General features: G+C 45.7%; 21 protein-coding genes and 1 tRNA gene. 7 read left to right on the top strand and 15 right to left on the bottom strand.

Annotated elements, in window-relative coordinates; translation table 11 throughout:
- Positions 1-64: 64 nt before the first annotated feature.
- Positions 65-1,504, bottom strand: a complete 1,440-nt coding sequence (mdtD, locus tag ACLVWU_RS10695) for a multidrug transporter subunit MdtD (RefSeq protein WP_413574686.1) — start codon at positions 1,502-1,504, stop codon at positions 65-67.
- Positions 1,505-1,632: 128 nt separating this feature from the next.
- Between mdtD and ACLVWU_RS10690 the strand changes: the two genes are divergently transcribed.
- The 4 genes from ACLVWU_RS10690 to ACLVWU_RS10675 all read left to right on the top strand — a co-directional run bounded on the left by ACLVWU_RS10690 (position 1,633) and on the right by ACLVWU_RS10675 (position 3,868).
- Positions 1,633-2,349: a phosphatase PAP2 family protein gene (locus tag ACLVWU_RS10690; RefSeq protein WP_413574685.1), complete on the top strand. Its 717-nt coding sequence runs from the start codon at positions 1,633-1,635 to the stop codon at positions 2,347-2,349.
- Positions 2,324-3,019, top strand: a complete 696-nt coding sequence (locus ACLVWU_RS10685; RefSeq protein ID WP_413574684.1) for a DUF3943 domain-containing protein — start codon at positions 2,324-2,326, stop codon at positions 3,017-3,019. Before ACLVWU_RS10690 ends, ACLVWU_RS10685 begins: the two co-directional genes overlap by 26 nt.
- Positions 3,016-3,705 carry a hypothetical protein gene (locus ACLVWU_RS10680; RefSeq protein ID WP_413574683.1) on the top strand — a complete coding sequence of 230 codons (690 nt, stop codon included), beginning with the start codon at positions 3,016-3,018 and terminating at the stop codon, positions 3,703-3,705. Before ACLVWU_RS10685 ends, ACLVWU_RS10680 begins: the two co-directional genes overlap by 4 nt.
- Positions 3,706-3,776: 71 nt before the next feature.
- Positions 3,777-3,868, top strand: a tRNA-Leu gene (locus ACLVWU_RS10675).
- A gap of 182 nt (positions 3,869-4,050) precedes the next feature.
- Here the strand turns inward: ACLVWU_RS10675 and ACLVWU_RS10670 are convergent.
- From ACLVWU_RS10670 to ACLVWU_RS10660, 3 genes are all read right to left on the bottom strand, one after another.
- Positions 4,051-4,905 carry a polysaccharide deacetylase family protein gene (locus ACLVWU_RS10670; RefSeq protein ID WP_413574682.1) on the bottom strand — a complete coding sequence of 285 codons (855 nt, stop codon included), beginning with the start codon at positions 4,903-4,905 and terminating at the stop codon, positions 4,051-4,053.
- Between the two features lie 44 nt (positions 4,906-4,949).
- The gene (locus ACLVWU_RS10665; protein WP_413574681.1) at positions 4,950-5,594 is read right to left on the bottom strand and encodes a hypothetical protein; all 645 of its coding nucleotides are present in this window, start codon (positions 5,592-5,594) and stop codon (positions 4,950-4,952) included.
- 172 nt (positions 5,595-5,766) lie between these two features.
- A complete protein-coding gene (locus ACLVWU_RS10660) occupies positions 5,767-6,198 on the bottom strand; it encodes a hypothetical protein (protein ID WP_413574680.1) in 432 nt (143 codons plus the stop codon).
- Positions 6,199-6,299: 101 nt separating this feature from the next.
- On the opposite strand from ACLVWU_RS10660, the gene ACLVWU_RS10655 reads away from it, so the two are divergent.
- Positions 6,300-6,707: a GFA family protein gene (locus ACLVWU_RS10655; protein ID WP_413574679.1), complete on the top strand. Its 408-nt coding sequence runs from the start codon at positions 6,300-6,302 to the stop codon at positions 6,705-6,707.
- A gap of 20 nt (positions 6,708-6,727) precedes the next feature.
- On the opposite strand, the gene ACLVWU_RS10650 is transcribed toward ACLVWU_RS10655, so the two are convergent.
- Positions 6,728-7,132 (bottom strand): VOC family protein, encoded by a 405-nt coding sequence (locus ACLVWU_RS10650; RefSeq protein ID WP_413574678.1) that lies wholly within the window; start codon positions 7,130-7,132, stop codon positions 6,728-6,730.
- A 129-nt stretch (positions 7,133-7,261) separates the two neighbouring features.
- Between ACLVWU_RS10650 and ACLVWU_RS10645 the strand changes: the two genes are divergently transcribed.
- Positions 7,262-7,735 carry a hypothetical protein gene (locus tag ACLVWU_RS10645; protein ID WP_413574677.1) on the top strand — a complete coding sequence of 158 codons (474 nt, stop codon included), beginning with the start codon at positions 7,262-7,264 and terminating at the stop codon, positions 7,733-7,735.
- A 36-nt stretch (positions 7,736-7,771) separates the two neighbouring features.
- On the opposite strand, the gene ACLVWU_RS10640 is transcribed toward ACLVWU_RS10645, so the two are convergent.
- From ACLVWU_RS10640 to ACLVWU_RS10610, 7 genes are all read right to left on the bottom strand, one after another.
- A complete protein-coding gene (locus ACLVWU_RS10640) occupies positions 7,772-8,683 on the bottom strand; it encodes a polysaccharide deacetylase family protein (RefSeq protein ID WP_413574676.1) in 912 nt (303 codons plus the stop codon).
- A complete protein-coding gene (locus ACLVWU_RS10635) occupies positions 8,680-9,168 on the bottom strand; it encodes a hypothetical protein (RefSeq protein WP_413574675.1) in 489 nt (162 codons plus the stop codon). The genes ACLVWU_RS10640 and ACLVWU_RS10635 overlap by 4 nt, the downstream gene beginning before the upstream one ends.
- 16 nt (positions 9,169-9,184) lie before the next feature.
- On the bottom strand, positions 9,185-9,874 hold the full coding sequence (locus ACLVWU_RS10630) for a hypothetical protein (RefSeq protein ID WP_413574674.1): 690 nt from the start codon (positions 9,872-9,874) through the stop codon (positions 9,185-9,187).
- A gap of 52 nt (positions 9,875-9,926) precedes the next feature.
- Positions 9,927-10,223, bottom strand: coding sequence for a YciI family protein (locus ACLVWU_RS10625; protein ID WP_413574673.1), 297 nt, complete (start codon positions 10,221-10,223; stop codon positions 9,927-9,929).
- An 11-nt stretch (positions 10,224-10,234) separates the two neighbouring features.
- Positions 10,235-11,257 (bottom strand): HAD-IA family hydrolase, encoded by a 1,023-nt coding sequence (locus tag ACLVWU_RS10620; protein WP_413574672.1) that lies wholly within the window; start codon positions 11,255-11,257, stop codon positions 10,235-10,237.
- 16 nt (positions 11,258-11,273) lie between these two features.
- On the bottom strand, positions 11,274-11,795 hold the full coding sequence (locus ACLVWU_RS10615; protein WP_413574671.1) for a hypothetical protein: 522 nt from the start codon (positions 11,793-11,795) through the stop codon (positions 11,274-11,276).
- 104 nt (positions 11,796-11,899) lie between these two features.
- Positions 11,900-12,487: a hypothetical protein gene (locus tag ACLVWU_RS10610; protein WP_413574670.1), complete on the bottom strand. Its 588-nt coding sequence runs from the start codon at positions 12,485-12,487 to the stop codon at positions 11,900-11,902.
- Positions 12,488-12,659: 172 nt separating this feature from the next.
- Between ACLVWU_RS10610 and ACLVWU_RS10605 the strand changes: the two genes are divergently transcribed.
- Positions 12,660-13,100: a hypothetical protein gene (locus tag ACLVWU_RS10605; RefSeq protein ID WP_413574669.1), complete on the top strand. Its 441-nt coding sequence runs from the start codon at positions 12,660-12,662 to the stop codon at positions 13,098-13,100.
- A 41-nt stretch (positions 13,101-13,141) separates the two neighbouring features.
- On the opposite strand, the gene ACLVWU_RS10600 is transcribed toward ACLVWU_RS10605, so the two are convergent.
- Genes ACLVWU_RS10600 through ACLVWU_RS10590 form a run of 3 tightly spaced genes read right to left on the bottom strand, consistent with a single transcriptional unit; the run spans position 13,142 to position 15,996 of the window.
- Positions 13,142-14,341 (bottom strand): serine hydrolase domain-containing protein, encoded by a 1,200-nt coding sequence (locus ACLVWU_RS10600; protein ID WP_413574668.1) that lies wholly within the window; start codon positions 14,339-14,341, stop codon positions 13,142-13,144.
- 15 nt (positions 14,342-14,356) lie between these two features.
- Positions 14,357-15,037, bottom strand: coding sequence for an RluA family pseudouridine synthase (locus tag ACLVWU_RS10595; protein ID WP_413574667.1), 681 nt, complete (start codon positions 15,035-15,037; stop codon positions 14,357-14,359).
- The gene (locus ACLVWU_RS10590; protein WP_413574666.1) at positions 15,037-15,996 is read right to left on the bottom strand and encodes a DUF1524 domain-containing protein; all 960 of its coding nucleotides are present in this window, start codon (positions 15,994-15,996) and stop codon (positions 15,037-15,039) included. The genes ACLVWU_RS10595 and ACLVWU_RS10590 overlap by 1 nt, the downstream gene beginning before the upstream one ends.
- Positions 15,997-16,139: the final 143 nt, after the last annotated feature.

Below are 16,139 nucleotides of genomic sequence, written 5' to 3'. Positions count from 1 at the left end.
TTGTAGATCCTCCTGGGACTTTCATCTGAAAAGCGCCGCTGAAATGCAGCGTCGGAGGGTTTTGTTATTCCACCATGACTTTTTCAGTGTCTTTGGGGCGACCCACCATTTCAGCAGGCAATTGCCAGAAGATCCAGGCCGAGCTGCAGGTGATTAATCCCATGCAGATAAAGGCCGCACGGAAGGCGCCCAAAGCCATGCCTCCTCCTTCAGCACCAGGGTAGTGCGCGGCGAAAGTGGCCAGCAAAGCTCCGGCGGCAGCAACCCCGAAACTCATCGCCAGCATTTGCACCATTGAAAAAAGGCTGTTCCCGCTGGAAGCTAAACGCGGCTGCAGATCTTTTAAGGTCAGAGTATTCATCGCCGTGAATTGCAGTGAATTGACTGTTCCGAAAATCAGCAGTTGGACGATGCGCAACCATTGTGGTTGGTTTTCAGTGATCACTGCGAAACTCGCCATCATGATTCCCACCGATAAAGTATTATAGACCAGTGTATTGCGATAACCCCACCGAGTGATCAGGGGAGTTGCCAGTTTTTTCGCGTAGATTCCCGCCAGTGCCACTGGGATCATGGTCATGCCGGCCTCAAAGGGCGAGTAGTGCAAGCTGATTTGCAGGAACAGAGGAATCAGGAAGGGCATACTGCTGCTACCAATCCGAGCGAACAAATTTCCCAAAAGTCCAATCGTATAGGTGGAAGATTGAAACAACGAAAGTGAAAACAAAGGACGGGGTACGCGGCGGGCGTGCAACCAGTAAGCACTTAACGACGCCAGACCAAACACCACTAAAATTAATACTGCAGCCTGCGGAAGTCCCAGCTCTGACATTCCATCCAGTGCTAGGGAAATCATCACCATACTCAGTGACAGCAGAATAAATCCGGTCACGTCAAATTTTGGGGTCTCCACTCCACGAATGTCGGGCATGTCGATATAGGTGGCGATGCAACCAACAATTCCCACTGGGATATTGATCAGAAATATCCAGTGCCAGGAGGCGTATTCAACCAAATATCCGCCCAGAGTGGGACCAATCAAAGGGCCCACCAACGCCGGTATCGTTACAAAGCTAATGGCTCGTAAAAATTGATTCGCTGGAAAAGCGCGAAGCACTGCAAGACGACCAACGGGCATCATCATCGCGCCCCCGATTCCCTGCAGGACTCGTGAAACCACTAACTGAGTCAGGGTCTGCGAGACCGCGCAACACAAAGAACCGATTGTGAATATGAGGATAGCCGAGAAAAAAACTTTACGGGTTCCAAAGCGATCCGCGATCCAGCCTGAAGCAGGAATTAAGACAGCAATAGTAAGAGCATAAGCAATCACCACTGCCTGCATCATGAACGGACTTGTGTTCAGGCTTTTTGCCATGGAGGGAAGCGCGGTATTAACAATCGTCGCGTCCAGCGTCTCCATGAAAAAGCCGATGGCAACAAGCCAAAGCAAACGATTCGAAGAGGGTGACGCCGAGTAAGTCGAAGTGGGAGTCGTGGACATAGAATAGCCTCAGCTCTGGTTATACTCCTCTTTCCAAAGGACAGCAAAATAAGATCGCTTTGACGACGTTGTTGAAAAGCAGTTAGACTCTCTAAATGATATTTTCACGCCTGATAATTGCCACTCTCATGTTTGCTTTTTCATTTATGGATTATGCTTATTCATCTGAAGGATGGCATTGGAATGATCCTACGGATTCCAAGCCATTTTTTCCATGGTTGTGGGAGGATCAATTCAAGCCCACGATTGTGAAAGGCTTTGATGAAACCGGAGCACGCATCATCGTCGGTGGCTTGATGGCATCGGCAGCTGCGGCTTCACAAGATGACAAGGTTCTTGAGTACACGCAAAATCACGATGTTATGTCAGAAGACTGGAGACAGTTGGGAGCGATGTTGGGAAGTGGTGGACCAGGTGTGATTCTGGCAGTGTCACAACTTTGGTGGGATCAGACTGCGGGTTTGCAGGCTCTTCGGGCGATGTCCTTAACGACTCTGACTCATGTGACCTTGGCGGCAAGTATTAATCGTCAACGACCGACGGGTGATCGTGGTTGGTCGTGGCCCTCGGGACATACCTCCAATGCTTTTGCGATTGCGACGTCACTTGCTTATTCTTACGGTCCCTGGATTGGAACTGCAGCCTATACGACGGCGACCTTTATTGGAGCTTCGCGAATCGCTTCACAAGTGCATTGGCTCAGTGACACGGTCGCAGCGGCAGCTCTGGGATTTTATTGGGGTCGCGCCAGTGCCATGGTTACCAGAGGTGAAAAAGATCCGATCACATTTTATCCGGTTCCAGTACCGGGAGGCTTGATTGTCAACTATTCGCAAAGTTTTTAGGTTCATCCTGTGCGCGACCGTGTTTTTCAGCGCGGTGAATTCCTATGCGCAGGAGTCAACAACTGGTTCGGAAGTTTCGGTTTTGACCGAGAAGTCTCCGTCGGGTTTGTTTGAAGAGTACAAACATATTCCTAAAACTGATTACGCTGAGAACGAGAAAATAAAAAATTTCGGAATCATGTATGGTTTGCAGTGGGGTGTTTATCTTGTCACTCAGTGGGAAACCATCGAAGATAATGGATCCTTCAAAAATTGGATCAATAATCCCTGGCATCCGGACTATGACAAAGACACTTACGACTACAATATCTTTAAGCACGCCTATTCAGGACAGTTGTATTATCAGTTTTATCGTTCGCGTGGATATGATGAAGTTACCGCATTTTATTGGACGATCGCTTCTTCCATGGCGTTTGAATTTACTATTGAAACGGTGACTGAGGTTCCAAGTTTTCAGGATATGTATTTGACCCCGGTTCTGGGGACGGTCGTGGGTGTGGGGTTTGAAAAATTGAGTTTTTATTATCACTCAAAGAAAACCACGCCGTACCGATTGTTGGGTTATATTTTCAATCCCTTTACTCTTCTGCCGAGCTCTCATTATGGTTATGTGGCTCCCATTGTTTCTGAAAATTTCAAAGGCGTGAATGTCAGCTGGAGTTTTGAATGATAAAAATTCTTTTATCCATCATTGCAGCTTCAGTTTCCCTTCAGGCCTTGGCGCAAGAGCAGAAGGACTATTTACTTCAGGAATCTGATCCTAATGCTTCCGCGATCCATCAAATTTGGCGGGAGGGAACCCATATTGCCGCAGGTCTTGGTATTCAAGGCGGGGCTTATTTGGTTGATGGCTCTTCGCGAGATTTCGGTGCCGGTATCGCCGGTAAAACGGATGTTGGTTTTTATCTGAACGATAAATGGGCGTTAGAGGCCAGCTCCCTGATTAAGTTTGCGCGAGTGAATGATTACCGTATTTGGGGAACGCAGTTGTCAGTGGGCTTTCGCTACCGTCTGCCGGCCGGTTGGTTTGACGAGCAGGTTCCCTATTTTAGGGGATTCGCGGGTTCCAATATTAATGTGATCTATCTGGATGGCCGCAAGATTCCCGAGTTCGAAGAAGTCTATAACCGCATTCAATTTGAAGGACCTCTGTTGGGTGTAGCCTGGGGCGGGATGCGATTGTCGCAAACAAAAACTGTTTGGTTCTGGGAAGTGGCTTTGACCGGGGAGTGGTTGACCCGGGAAAGCGGTATTCAGATGGAGAAAGATGTGCCTGTTGTAGTGGCAAGATCCTCGCTGGATGGGCGCTCGCAGCTCTATTCCGTTTATGTCACCATGGGTGGCTTCATTTTTTAATCTTAACGCCGCGCCCAAAGTTGACCTTTATCCAAAGACAGGTAAGATCTCTTTTCCACAATTGCCCGATTGCCTCGGTGGCGAAATTGGTAGACGCACAGGACTTAAAATCCTGGGATTCCTTTACAGGGTCGTGCCGGTTCGATTCCGGCCCGAGGCACCATTCCCTCTCCAAATTTCTTCGGACAGTCCTCGCTTGGGCTTTTCTCTTTTTATTAAGTTTTATTTTTGGCGCGATGTTGTCTTTGTGGTTTCTAGTTAACTACAGAGCACTGCGGAACTTGAAATTTGGAGAGGGAATGGTGCTCGTGGTTTTATTCTGGCTGGCCCCTTCGGGGCTCGCTTTTATTGTAGAACTTGTCGCTTAAACTCTCTGTCCAGAAACTCTTCGTCGCAGGATTCGGGCCATAACCCTTGGGTTTGGCCTTTGTCTCTGGCGACTTCTCCGATTCTGCCGGGATTGAATTTAAAAATATTGGGCGTTACGTAGTTAGAAAGATCATCTTTGTATGCTTCTCGTGGAGAAATAATATTCCAGCCGTTTGCTTTTAGAGCAGATACAAAGTCGAGTAGGAATAGGGCATTCGTGTCGGTTTCATGAAGTAAAATTACGTGCTTCGGAGAGCGGCCAAGATGTTTGATCGCCATTTCATCGTAGTGCTCAACTGCATTCAAAAGCATGGCGACATAGTAAGACTTCATCTTTGTGAGATCTAGATTGGGATTTACTTTTATTTCTTTTTGAAATTGCTCATCCATATACCAATCATAGGTGTTGATTGTGATGTAAGCATTTTTATATCCGGCATCAAGAAGTGCGGTTCGCATGGAATCGCGTTTCTCCAGCTGATTGCCTTCTCTTAGATATGGAAAGCGAAACCACTTTTCAAAATTAGGAAATTTATAAAGAAGCCTGTCTGCCGTTTTAAAATCGTTAATATAGTCTAAGGTGGCAGTTTGGTTAAAATCAGGATGCGTATGCGCGTGATTAGAAATGATATGCCCAGCGTTGGCATATGCTTCTAGGCGAGTCATTCCCTCTTTGTCTAAGTTGGATGAAGTGGCAAAAAACGCGGTCTCGACAGCGCCTTCTTTTTTAAGCCCCTCAATGAGAAGTTGTGCCCTTGTTGGTCCGTCCAAGTGGCCCTCGGCGCTTCGGGGAGCGTCGTCAAAAGTAAGGGCAATTTCCTTTGCCTGCACTAAAGAACTCAGAATGAAGGTTACTAGTAGAAGGTAAATGCATCTCATTTTACTAGATCGCCGATGTTTTTAGTAAAATAGTTCGGAATTTCATCAAGCAGGGTTTTGAAGGTGCGGTCATCAGATATAAGGCCCCAAGCGCGAGAGTAATTTGGCCCAATATCTCCGTACCACTTTTCAAGCGATTTAATATCTCGGCCTGACTTCATATGGGAAAATTTCTGCAAACTCATTAGATGGAGGTGAGCCTGTACTTCGAAGTTCTCGTCCTCAAATTGCTTAATGGAGGGCGTCGGCCAGGCAGATAGCCGATCTTGCAGGAGAATATGAAGGAGTTCGTGAAACACGACTTCGACAAATTCATGCATCGGATCTGGCGTGTTGTTCAAACACGCCAGATAGCGCTTTACATTGATAAGCAATGGATGGCTTTGCGAGTGGAGCTTACCACAAAGTAGAAATGCTTTGATATCCTGCTCTGCAAAGGTAATTCCAAAATTCGTCATAACAGGCTCGAGAAGACGAGGGCCAAGGTGATCCCAGCTTTCTTGAAATTCAGGTAGGCGAGAACTTGTTTCAGCAATAGCCTCATCATTGAGTGAAGAGCCCTCGATCTCTGCGATGGACTCATCAAGCAACCAACCGCTTTCGAAAATGACTTTAGGTAGTTTGATTTCTGTAATTGCCACGGTCTTAATTAGTGCACCGGCACGAATACACGTCAATTAGTGAAATGGTGCGCATGGTTTTTATTGCTGCCTGGTCCCATTGAGGCTCGCTTTGAACGTTGGATCGTGTGTTCCATTTGTGGCAGGTGAAATGTTACGGAAGCGCTGCAGAACCGAACGGTTTTGAGATGCGTTACGTGGCTTTCTCGTACTCATCTTTATCAATAATGCTGATGATCTCCTGGATGACTGCAGCCTTTTCTCCGGTGGATTTATTCTTTACTGTTTTGGTGGAAACGAAAAGTTTGTCTGATATTTTTGACAATACTCCTTCGATATTAAGTCCTTTATCGGGCAGGTCGGATTCAAAGATCATTTCTTCATATTCACTATTCAGGAATCGCCCGGTAGTAATAGGGCTCTTATTGCCCTCAATGTAGGTTTTAAATCCCAATAGATCCTGGCCTTCCAGCTTCATTATTGCAGGTTGCGCGGGACCAGGGGAGGCGAGAAGTATTCGAGCGTTCTGCACTTCAACTTCTTTGGTTGCATAGAAGGTTCCAACATGTTCTTTCGTGTTTTTACGAAAGTCGATAATGTAGTGATCGGATTTAAGAAAAGTCATGTCCCTAATGGTGTGCGAGAAGAATCGCGATATCAATCTAAAACCCAACAACTCGTTGTTTCATCAATGGCAGTTGGATATACTTCCATATCAGAGGTCTTATGGAAGAGAAACATTCTGGTTCATGTCTTTGCGGGCAGGTTAAATTTGAAATCGCGGGAACTTTCGAAAGTTTCTTTTTATGCCACTGTAAGTACTGTCAGAAGGATACGGGTTCTGCACATGCTGCGAATCTGTTTTCGACAAGTGCTCAATTAATTTGGAAAGCCGGCACCGACCAAGTTAAGACCTTTAATCTTCCTACAACTAGGCACATGAAGAGCTTCTGCAAGGAATGTGGTTCGGCTTTACCGAACCTGCAGATGGATGGAAAACTGGTAGTTGTACCTGCAGGCAGTCTTGATACTGAAATAGCAATCAAGCCCAATGCTCATTTGTTCTGCTCAAGCCGCGCTCCTTGGAGCAACGGGCTTGAAACTATTAAAAAATTTGAAAAGCTTCCGTCCTAAATAAATACGTCGCTGACGACTTAGGATGGTAGCCGCTGAAAGCCGATGATGTTGCCTTCTGGATCTTTGATTTCAGCTACTTTGCCAATGGATCGCGACTGAATGGGGCCCATTTCTACGCCTTTGGCAGCTAATTGTTCTTTCAGCTTTTCAATGTCATCAACGTAAAACCCTAAGACGATGTGATCTCTTTTTTGATCTGAATTATCCATTTTCACTTGGCGTAATGTGATTCCTAAGCCAAAACTGGTTTCAAAAGATGAACATGTCTGTCCACAATCTTTGATTGGTAGACCCAGCTTGTCGGAATAAAAATCGGTCATAACTCGAATGTTTTCACAGAATATCAATACTGCAGAGAAGTTTAAGGTCGCTGGCGCCACATTTGTTGCTTTTTCTTGTCTGGATACAACGGAAGCTTCCATATAATTTCTCCACTTTTGTTATTACGTGATGGTAGCTTTGAGGATAGGGACGTCAAGGCAATCTCATATTGCAGAGCGTGTTTCGTACCGTCATTTATCAATATTGCGGAAACAGAGGAGAGATCAACGATGGGCTTATCTTGGGAAAATGCCAGTTACGTTGTCACTGTGATCGGTTTGCCCTTTGCAATTGTCGTTTTCATGTTGAACCAAAGAAAAGAACGACAGAATGAAGAGGATGAAATTTATCAAAAGCTTTCTGACGGCTATTCCTATTTTTTAAAGATGCTGATTCAGAATGCCGACCTGAAGCTTATGTCCGATCAGATTCCAGAGGAACAGCTGGATGCGAGCCAAAAAGAGCGAAAGAAAATAGTGTTCGAGCTTCTTACGTCGCTTTTTGAACGTGCCTATATTTTTGTTTACTCTGAAAACATGTCTGCTCGCTCGAAACGTCTTTGGATGTCTTGGGACGACTACATGCGCGATTGGTGTAAGCGTGAGGATTTTAGAAAGGCCTTGCCTGGCCTACTGATTGGCGAGGACCCGGAATTTGGTTCGTATATTCGGCGGATTGCGGAAGAAATTGAGCAAGGCAATTAGGAAGCATTGTTTAGGAAAAGTAGTTGTTTGTGCTTTTTATGGTGTTGCGTCGGTAGGTGCGATTTTTCTTTTGATGAGTTCTCTTTGAAGTTCGTTGATATTTTCCCATTTCGACTTGTACATGGTTCCGTCTGTGGCTGCGATGATGGCGGCTAATCGCCCTTGATCCAACCATAATGTATTGGGAGCAGCCTTTAGTGTGGGATCGCTGTATGCGCGCTCTGGCGATACGATCTTCCATCCGTTTGATCTGAGTTTGGCGATTGATTTATCAAGGCAAAAAGCTTCAATGTCGTTTTCATGCATCAGGAGTACTTGGGTGACACTGGTTCCAAGATGCTTCTTAGCTAATCTTTCCTGTTCTTCCAAGCCAAAGAGATTGAGATCGCTCAGCATATCGCAAGCACGGTCTAAATCTACTTTCAGCTTCTTCTTCATGGCCTTTTGGACAAAGTCATTGATGACATAATCGTAGTTATCAGTCGTCACATATCCATTTATGTAACCAGAATCATCTAGATGTTTGCGAATTGCATCTCGCTTTTCGATAGTTCTTCCTTCATGGAGAAAAGGAAATCTGAACCATTTTTTGAATGTGCTGTAAGAGCTAAGAATGCTTTCAGCCCGTTCTATTTCTTTGGCGTATTCACTCGCAGTCACTTGATTTAGGCTTGGGTGCGAGAAAGTGTGGTTTGCAATAATATGCCCAGCATTCGCATAACGGGTGAGTCTTGCGGCGCCATCATCCTGGTTCAGTCGACTTGGGTTGCAGAAGAACGCTGCTTGAATCTTCTCTTTTTTCAAAACATCAATAAAACGACTTGTGCGCTTTGGCCCGGAGTAAATGAGACCTCCAGAAAGGGGAGCATCGTCAATAGTAAGTGCGACTTCTTTAGCACTTGCAACGGATATGGATAGAATAAGGACGGCACAAATGAATTTAATCATTTTATTTTTTTAGTTAGGCTATATTTTTCAGATTTAACCTGAGATCCGATTTGCCATATGATTTCTAAATCTAGATGGGTTGAGTCAAGAACCCAATAAACAATTTTCTGAACGTGTGGATCATCTGGGGTGTCCAGGTTCGTAATATCCACTAATTCGAATTCAATCTTAGTTGGGTCATTTCCGGTTAATAGTTTTAAGCGCGGTTGATTCCCACGGTTGCAATAGTGAGTCATCAATAGGTCTTTTTTGTCTTGATGAAACACCGAGAGTTCTTTCCCGAATTGCTCTGTTACAATTGAATCCCGGGAGCCTAGCTCGTACTTCATCTCGAAGGGTAGTATCTTGCCCGTGACTTTATCTTGTATCGACCAGCTTCCGGCTAAAGATTTGAAAATATCAAGTGTCGAATCCGAAGCTGCATGCGAAATATTTGTAAGTAGCAAGACTGCAATTAGAACGAATAGTTTTGAAGTATTATACATATCGATACCCCGAAGATCAAAGTTCAGCTGGAGATGATTTTAGAAATTCATCGACAAAAGGTTGATAGCCTTCAATCTTCGTTACGATTTCCCACGCGCGGTTATAGGCAGGGGATGGCATTTTCGAATATAAATGATCGATCCACTCGGCTAGATCCTTGCGGCCCAATTTTAAATAAACGTATTGTTGAACCGCCATCAAATGAAGATGATTTCTGACGACGGGAGGTTCATTTTTGTATTTTTCATATAGCGGGCTTGGGAAAGGGATATTCTCGCGAACCCAGGTGTGCAGAAGTTCATGAAACACCAGATCGGCGAATTGATATCCTTGTTGAACGGGCTTATCGCCCATATAGCTTTTAAGGTAAGTGTTAACAACTAATATCAGCGGATCACTGGTCGACGGTGATTGAGGACAAACCGAAAGAGTTGCCGTCATTTCTTTTCTTTGAAAACCCTTGTTGAATAATTCGAATAGCTTCGCCATAAAAGCAGGAGCTTCCGCTAACCACATGGATTCAAACTCTTGAGTTTTGGCGAAGGCTTCCTGTGACCAGGCTGTGTTGATTGTCTTTCCTGGAGCTTGCGAACAAACTCCATCGTAAAGACTGCTATAGCTAAAAAATAATTTAGGATAGGACAACTCTGCAGAATAGGAAGAGACCGAGAAGATGATTGTTGCTAGAAAAATGGCTATCTTCATTATGTCTCCTCTGTGTAGTTGGCCTCAATTCGACGGTAGTCGGAAGCATTGTTTAGGACAAGTAGTTGTTTTCGGCGCAAGCCAGCAACCAGGTTCGTACTTCGTAGGTTCTAACGCCCTCAACAACGAAGGGGTCGGCTTTGGCGATCTTTTCTGCCTCTTCTTTATTGGCAGCATTTACCACGACCATACCGCCGGCATGGTCCGTAAAAGGCCCGCAGAGTACAAGTGTTCCCTCGGCATCCAGTTTTCTTAAGTGTTCAACGTGACGAAAGATAGTATCAAGACTGGTTTCCTGATCGTTTTTATGCAGCAGAATAACATAGCGAGTATGATTGGCCTGATTCATGGTTTATCGTATTACTTCGTGATTCCGCCCCAGGCAAAGGCTTTTTCCTTGGTCAAGAAAGTGTGGAACTCGGTGATCCGTCCTTCATTTAGTGCATAGCCGTCTGCGATTTTTGCGTCGATCCATTCTGTGCTGTCTTTCAGTCGGACTTTTACGTGGACGGTGACGACTATCTTGTTTCCTTTGGCGAAAAACTCCATCGGTTCGCAGGCGCCTTCGGCCCAAGTGGCTCTGCCGCTGGCTATGTGGTCGCGCATTTCTGCGAGGCCCCGGTATGTTCCAGCTTGTGGTAATTCGCTGGGCTCGGTGCGGAAAATGCTGGCGTCTAGTAAACTGACAGCGGCATCAGTTTCCGCGTTGTTTAAATGAGAATAAAACTGTCTTAGGATTTTGATGTCTTCATTTTCAAGAAGAAAATTTACCAGAGTGGTGAAGTTGCCAAAGCTGAAATCACTCTCCAGGTTTTTTTCAAATCCGTACTCGGCAAAGTAAAACTTGAAACCATTGGCACGTGCTGCCGTGTGGTCTCCAGTCGTATCGCCAACATAAACGGGATTCTGCAAACGATTGCGTTCGGCTAAAAGCTTTAGATTTTCTGCTTTGGGTTTTCCCGTATTACCCCAACACTCAATGTCCACGAACAGATGCTCAAGCTTTGCAAATTTTAAAAATGTTTCGATGTATCCACTTTGGCAGTTGCTGACGATGAAGAGGGGATACTTCTTTTGTAAGGCTGTCAGCCCCTCAATAACACCCTCATAAAGTGTTCCGCCAAGCTGACTGACCATCAGGTTGTCTTCGGTTTTGGTGTCCTCGATAAGCACTTGCAGCTGCTCTTCAGGAAGGCCCACAAAGATTTCGCGAATACAGGTGTCATGAGGTTTGCCAGTCACTTTGCGAACGTCGTCAGCAGTGATAGTTCTAAATGGAATTCCGCGGCGAGACAAAACATTGTTCCACGCAATCGCGCAAGAGCTGGTCGTATCCCAAAGTGTTCCATCCAAATCAAAAATAACTGAATCGAATCGTTCCATTCTAAAACCTCATAAGCTATTTTTCAGTCAGCTTTGTGTCTGGACTGAGGATAACTGCGCCAGAAGGGCCAATGGCTTGAAGATACTCATCGCCCGAGTTGATGCCCAAGCTCACTGTCGCTACTTGATAGAATACTCCCGCTTGGTCTTGCAAAATCAGATGGCGAATGGGGCCGGGGCCTGAATCCATGGTTGTTATACCATGTTTGGTTACGTCAATGAGCTTTATCGGAGTGAGTTCCAAGGTTGAGTCGGCTCCCACAAGGTCACTTTTTATATTAGGGTAGTAGCGTGCGGATTCGGCCTGCACGATTTGATTTGGGATTTTAGCCATTTGTTCTAAACAGTTGTATCCAGGTTCGGTTCCGCGAAGGATTGCGGCTTGTTTTATAAAGCGAACTTTGGAAGAAAGTATTTCTGCGGTGAGAGGAACTTCGTTTTCAGTGTAAATACACGAGCGTGTGAGAGATCCATAGTAACAGAATCGCAAACCTCCCAAAACAATTACACAAATGAAGATAGCTGAAATCTTTTTCATCGCAGGACTATGCTAGCATATTGTGAACTCTATGTGCCAGCGCTAGAGAAAGTTGCGAAGTGAGGTGGTGCGATGCAGAACCGAACGGTTTTGAACCGCGTTAATCACGCTTTAAAAGTCTCAAGCTGCTTTCTTACCGTGGTAAGTTTTTGCACCAAAGACTCCGTGCTTTGCTCCAAGGTTTTAATTCTGGATTCTTGAGCGCTGGTTCTAAGGTCTTTGGCTTCCTGGATAAGTGGTTCCAATTGCGTGTCGAAGTCAGCCAAGCGAGTTTTAAGGTTGTTGCGATCTTCGTCAGTCAAAGTGGAACCCTCGGGGCGTTTTAGATCATTCAGTGACAAAGTTAGGGCTGCAACCTTTTGTCCCAAGAGGCTGAAGTCCTGCATTTTTTGTTGGTGCAGATTGTGGCGGGCCTCCAGAAGGGTGGCTCTTTCGGCAATCACTTCGGCGGCCTTTTCTGCCTTGGCGCGGGCTTTGGTCAGGTTTTGGGAAAGTTTAAGAACCCCGTCGGAAACCCCTTGCCCGCATTCGGCAAAGCGGTTCATTAGCTTTTGCGCCTGTTCAAAATCGAAGTCAGATTTTAAATCCATAGTCTGAATTTTATCGCCCAGACGAACGATTTCTGAAAGGTAACTGTCTAAAACTAATACGGATTCCACGAGTGGGGACGGTTCTTTGATTTTGCTTGCCATGGCAGAGGTATGACACGGGCTCGGTTTTACTGTCACTGTAACTTTCGTTACATTAGGCTAATCCAACGGCGCCCGATGATGGGTAATCATTTTAGGGTCTTAAGGCTCTGCTTTCGTTTCAGGCAGATTTCTGATAGAAGAAGTTCCAGCCAAAAACTAAAAAGGGAGCGTTATGAAGGTTCTTTCAACTGCGGTTTTATTGTCTGGTCTTTGCTTGTCAGGTCTTGCACAAGCTTCTCAAGTACCGAATGAGGTACTAAACACATATCAGCTTCTACGATCCTATGCAGGTGGCTTTCAATCCACTGGTACATCCTTGAATGGTGGAGCTTGCACACTTGAGTTGGATTATCACCCGGATACAGTAGTTGTGATTCTGACTGGCGATGAGTCAGCATTTGAAGAGACAACGACTTATCTTGCTCCAGTGACAAAAGTGGATTCCTACTCAAAAGAAAAAGTCACAGTTAGCAACGCGGGTTGGGACGGTGAAGAGACTGAAATCACTTTGGCTCGCACGGCAACTGAGCTGACGGTTTCTGCAAAGTACACGTTCAGTGAATATTACGGCGGCGGCTCGCATTCTGATACTTGTATCTTCAAAAAGAAATAGTTTAAAAAGAAAACCCCACTTCGAAAGAGTGGGGTTTTTTCTTATTTAAGCTTGGTAAATTCCTGATCCATTCGTTGCGACAATCCTTGCAACAAAGGTCCAATCTCTTCGACCTTTTCTATGGGCAATCGATTGAACACCACCGCCCAGGCCACGCCATTTGATTTTCTAACAAAATAAGAAAGTGTCCCGGTTTCCAAGGCACCGGCATGGCCATACTCTTTGCCCCCCTCGCGGCTGACCCACCCCATAGAGGCTGTGGGATTTCCGATATTGGCAATGGGAGCCGTCATAAGTTGAACAGTTTCTGGTTTCAGCAATTGAGTTTTACCCAGGTCTGGCGAAACCGCATGAAGAATCAAAACCAAATCAGACGGGGTCCCAATCCAGCCACCATGGCCGTCCATAGCTGGCAGGTAAAACTCGTTGTAGGCCATAGGTCCCTTAGTTGTGCCGTCAAACTGCGAAGTCACCATAGGGCTGCGCGGATCATCGTAATAGCGGGATTCTTCAGGAAGAAGTTCGATAAGCCTGCTCCCGCCAATGCGCATGTCGACAATACCTAACGGCGCCAAGACTTGGGACTTCACATAGTCCTCGTAATTTTGAGAACTCAGTTTTTCAATCACCCGGGCCAAGACGTTGTATCCAAAATTCGAGTAGTGATACTGAGTTCCCGGCGCGCGATCCAGGTTTTTAAACTGCAAAACATAGCGGATCACTGACTTTGCGTCAGCGGGTGGAGTGACTTTCATTTTTTTTGCAATGTGGAAAAGATCATACTGCGGATCGTAGTCATCTTTAGTCGAACCCCAGCCGCCAGTGTGCTGAAGCAGATCTTTCAAAGTGATCTTCAAGACGCGCTTGTCTTTGATGCTTTTATATTCAGGTAAGTAGCCCTTACCGCCAAAGACAGGACGATTCAGTGCTGCCTGCAAATCCGTGCCGGATTTTTCCAATAATTGAAATACAGCTATAGCCGTGATGGGTTTGCTGGAGCTCGCAATTCGAAAGGGAGTCGCGGCCGAAGTCAGCATTTGCTTTTCAGTATCCGAAAAACCGGCGGCCCCGTTGTAGGCAAAAACGCCATTCTTGGAAACCGCCATAGCGCCGCCAGGGATGTTGTGTTTTTCAATGAAACCTTTAAGGATGTCTTCGAAGTTGGCGTTAACCGGAGCCACCGTTTTGGAAGCACAGCCCATTGCCAGCAGGCACAGGGATAATAAAATTAAACGCAACATTCTGAAATCTCCTTTTTAAGTCGACTGCAGAAGAAGCATAAAATCTTTCATGTCCTGGGGTAAAGAAGATTCTATTTTAACAGGGATTTGAGTGAAGGGGTGTGTGAACTCCAAGCTTAAAGCATGAAGCATCAATCGAGGTGCAACGGGTGTTTTATTGCAGGGATAAATGTCATCCCCAAAGATCCCCATATGCTCTTCAGCCAGGTGCACGCGAATTTGATGCATTCTTCCCGTTAAAGGCTGAGCCTGAACCAGCATGCCGTGTTTGAACTTTTCAATCAGGCGAAATTTAGTATGGGCCTTGTCGCCACCAGAAAGAGTGGACTTCATTTTCATTTTTTTAAGTTTGTGATCCCGCACCTCGCCCAGATGGTTCTGGATTTCCCAGGTTTCGGGCATTTTGCGATTTCTGGTCAGAGCTACATAGGTTTTTTGCACCAAATGGCTTTTGAACATATTGGCCAAAGGATCATTGGCCTCTTTGTTTTTGGCGAAGATCATCACGCCGGAGGTGTCGCGATCCAGACGGTGGTGCAGGGCCAGATAAAAATCACGACCGCGCTCGGCTTGAAGTTGTTTTTTTAATTCAGTGAAAAAGTCGGGACGACTTTTATCCACCGTCGCCTGGGACGGCAAACCTGCCGGCTTTTCAGCCGCCAGGAACCAATCGTCTTCGAAAAGAATTGGAAACATTATCTTTTATTGATCATGCAGAAGTTAAGATTCTGCGAGATTGTTTCGCGCTGATTTTCAAGTTCCGCTTTGGTGAACACGAAATCAGAAGGACGGCATTTGTACTTGGTGATGTTATCTGCAATGGCCTGGGCTTCTTCCGGATTTACCGTCAAACGCCAGATCATTTTAATCGCCAACCAGTTGCGGATGTACTGACAACGACCAGGCTCGTATGGAGGTAAATAGCCTTCTGGGCCACGGTCGCCTTTTGACATGTTCTCGTGGGATTCAGCAGACACCAAGTGTTCGCGAAGTCCCATATAGTTTGCATACAGACAACGAAGTTTGTAATCCCAGTTGAAGGCACCAGACATATAGGCGTTCTTCAATGGTACCATGTGGTCGATCTGAATTTGACGTGATGAAGTCAGTTCCGTATTCGTGTAAGGATCATCCCATTTGCCATCTTCAACAACACAGAATTTGCCATTGCGATAAGTCACTTCTGATTTGCTGTCGCGAACCAGGACCTTAGCGCGCGTATTCATGCACGTTTCGTCTGCAGGATCATTGATCCAACGGCCGAAGTGAAGTTTGCGCATGTATTTTTCTGTGGGAACCGGCATGTCATAGTTATGTTGATTCCAGCGCAGCAAATTGACGACAACGACCTTCACTTTTGAAGCAAAAGCCTCCAAAAGGACGCTCGGTGAAAGCAATTCATTGGCAATGGATTTTGGTGCGCGAACTGTGACTTGTTCCATGTTCACATCGTCTACCATGTAGAACTGATGCCACTCAGGTTTGTCAGTGTATGGCGCGGGAATCTGCTGTTGTGAACCGCTCGCTTGTGATGCATTAACAGGTGGCTGCTGTTGTTCCAGCTGCTCCTGTGCCCAGGTCGTGTTTGCATTCAGCAAAGCTGTTGCAAAGACCCCCATAAACGTAGCGAACTTCATGCCCCTCACGAAATTCATTATTCCCCCCGCGAATGAATAGAAACGTACCTTGGGTGTTTGCGGAGTTTCAACAAATCATTCTGTCAGGATTCTGTTTAAAAATATCCTCTCGCGTTAAGTAATTGGAGGGCCGTGAGAATGCTGTGTAATTGCGCATTGGT

It is taken from the genome of Bdellovibrio sp. HCB290 (assembly GCF_047305925.1).
Classification (GTDB): domain Bacteria; phylum Bdellovibrionota; class Bdellovibrionia; order Bdellovibrionales; family Bdellovibrionaceae; genus Bdellovibrio.
This window is presented reverse-complemented; position numbering and strand designations above follow the sequence as displayed.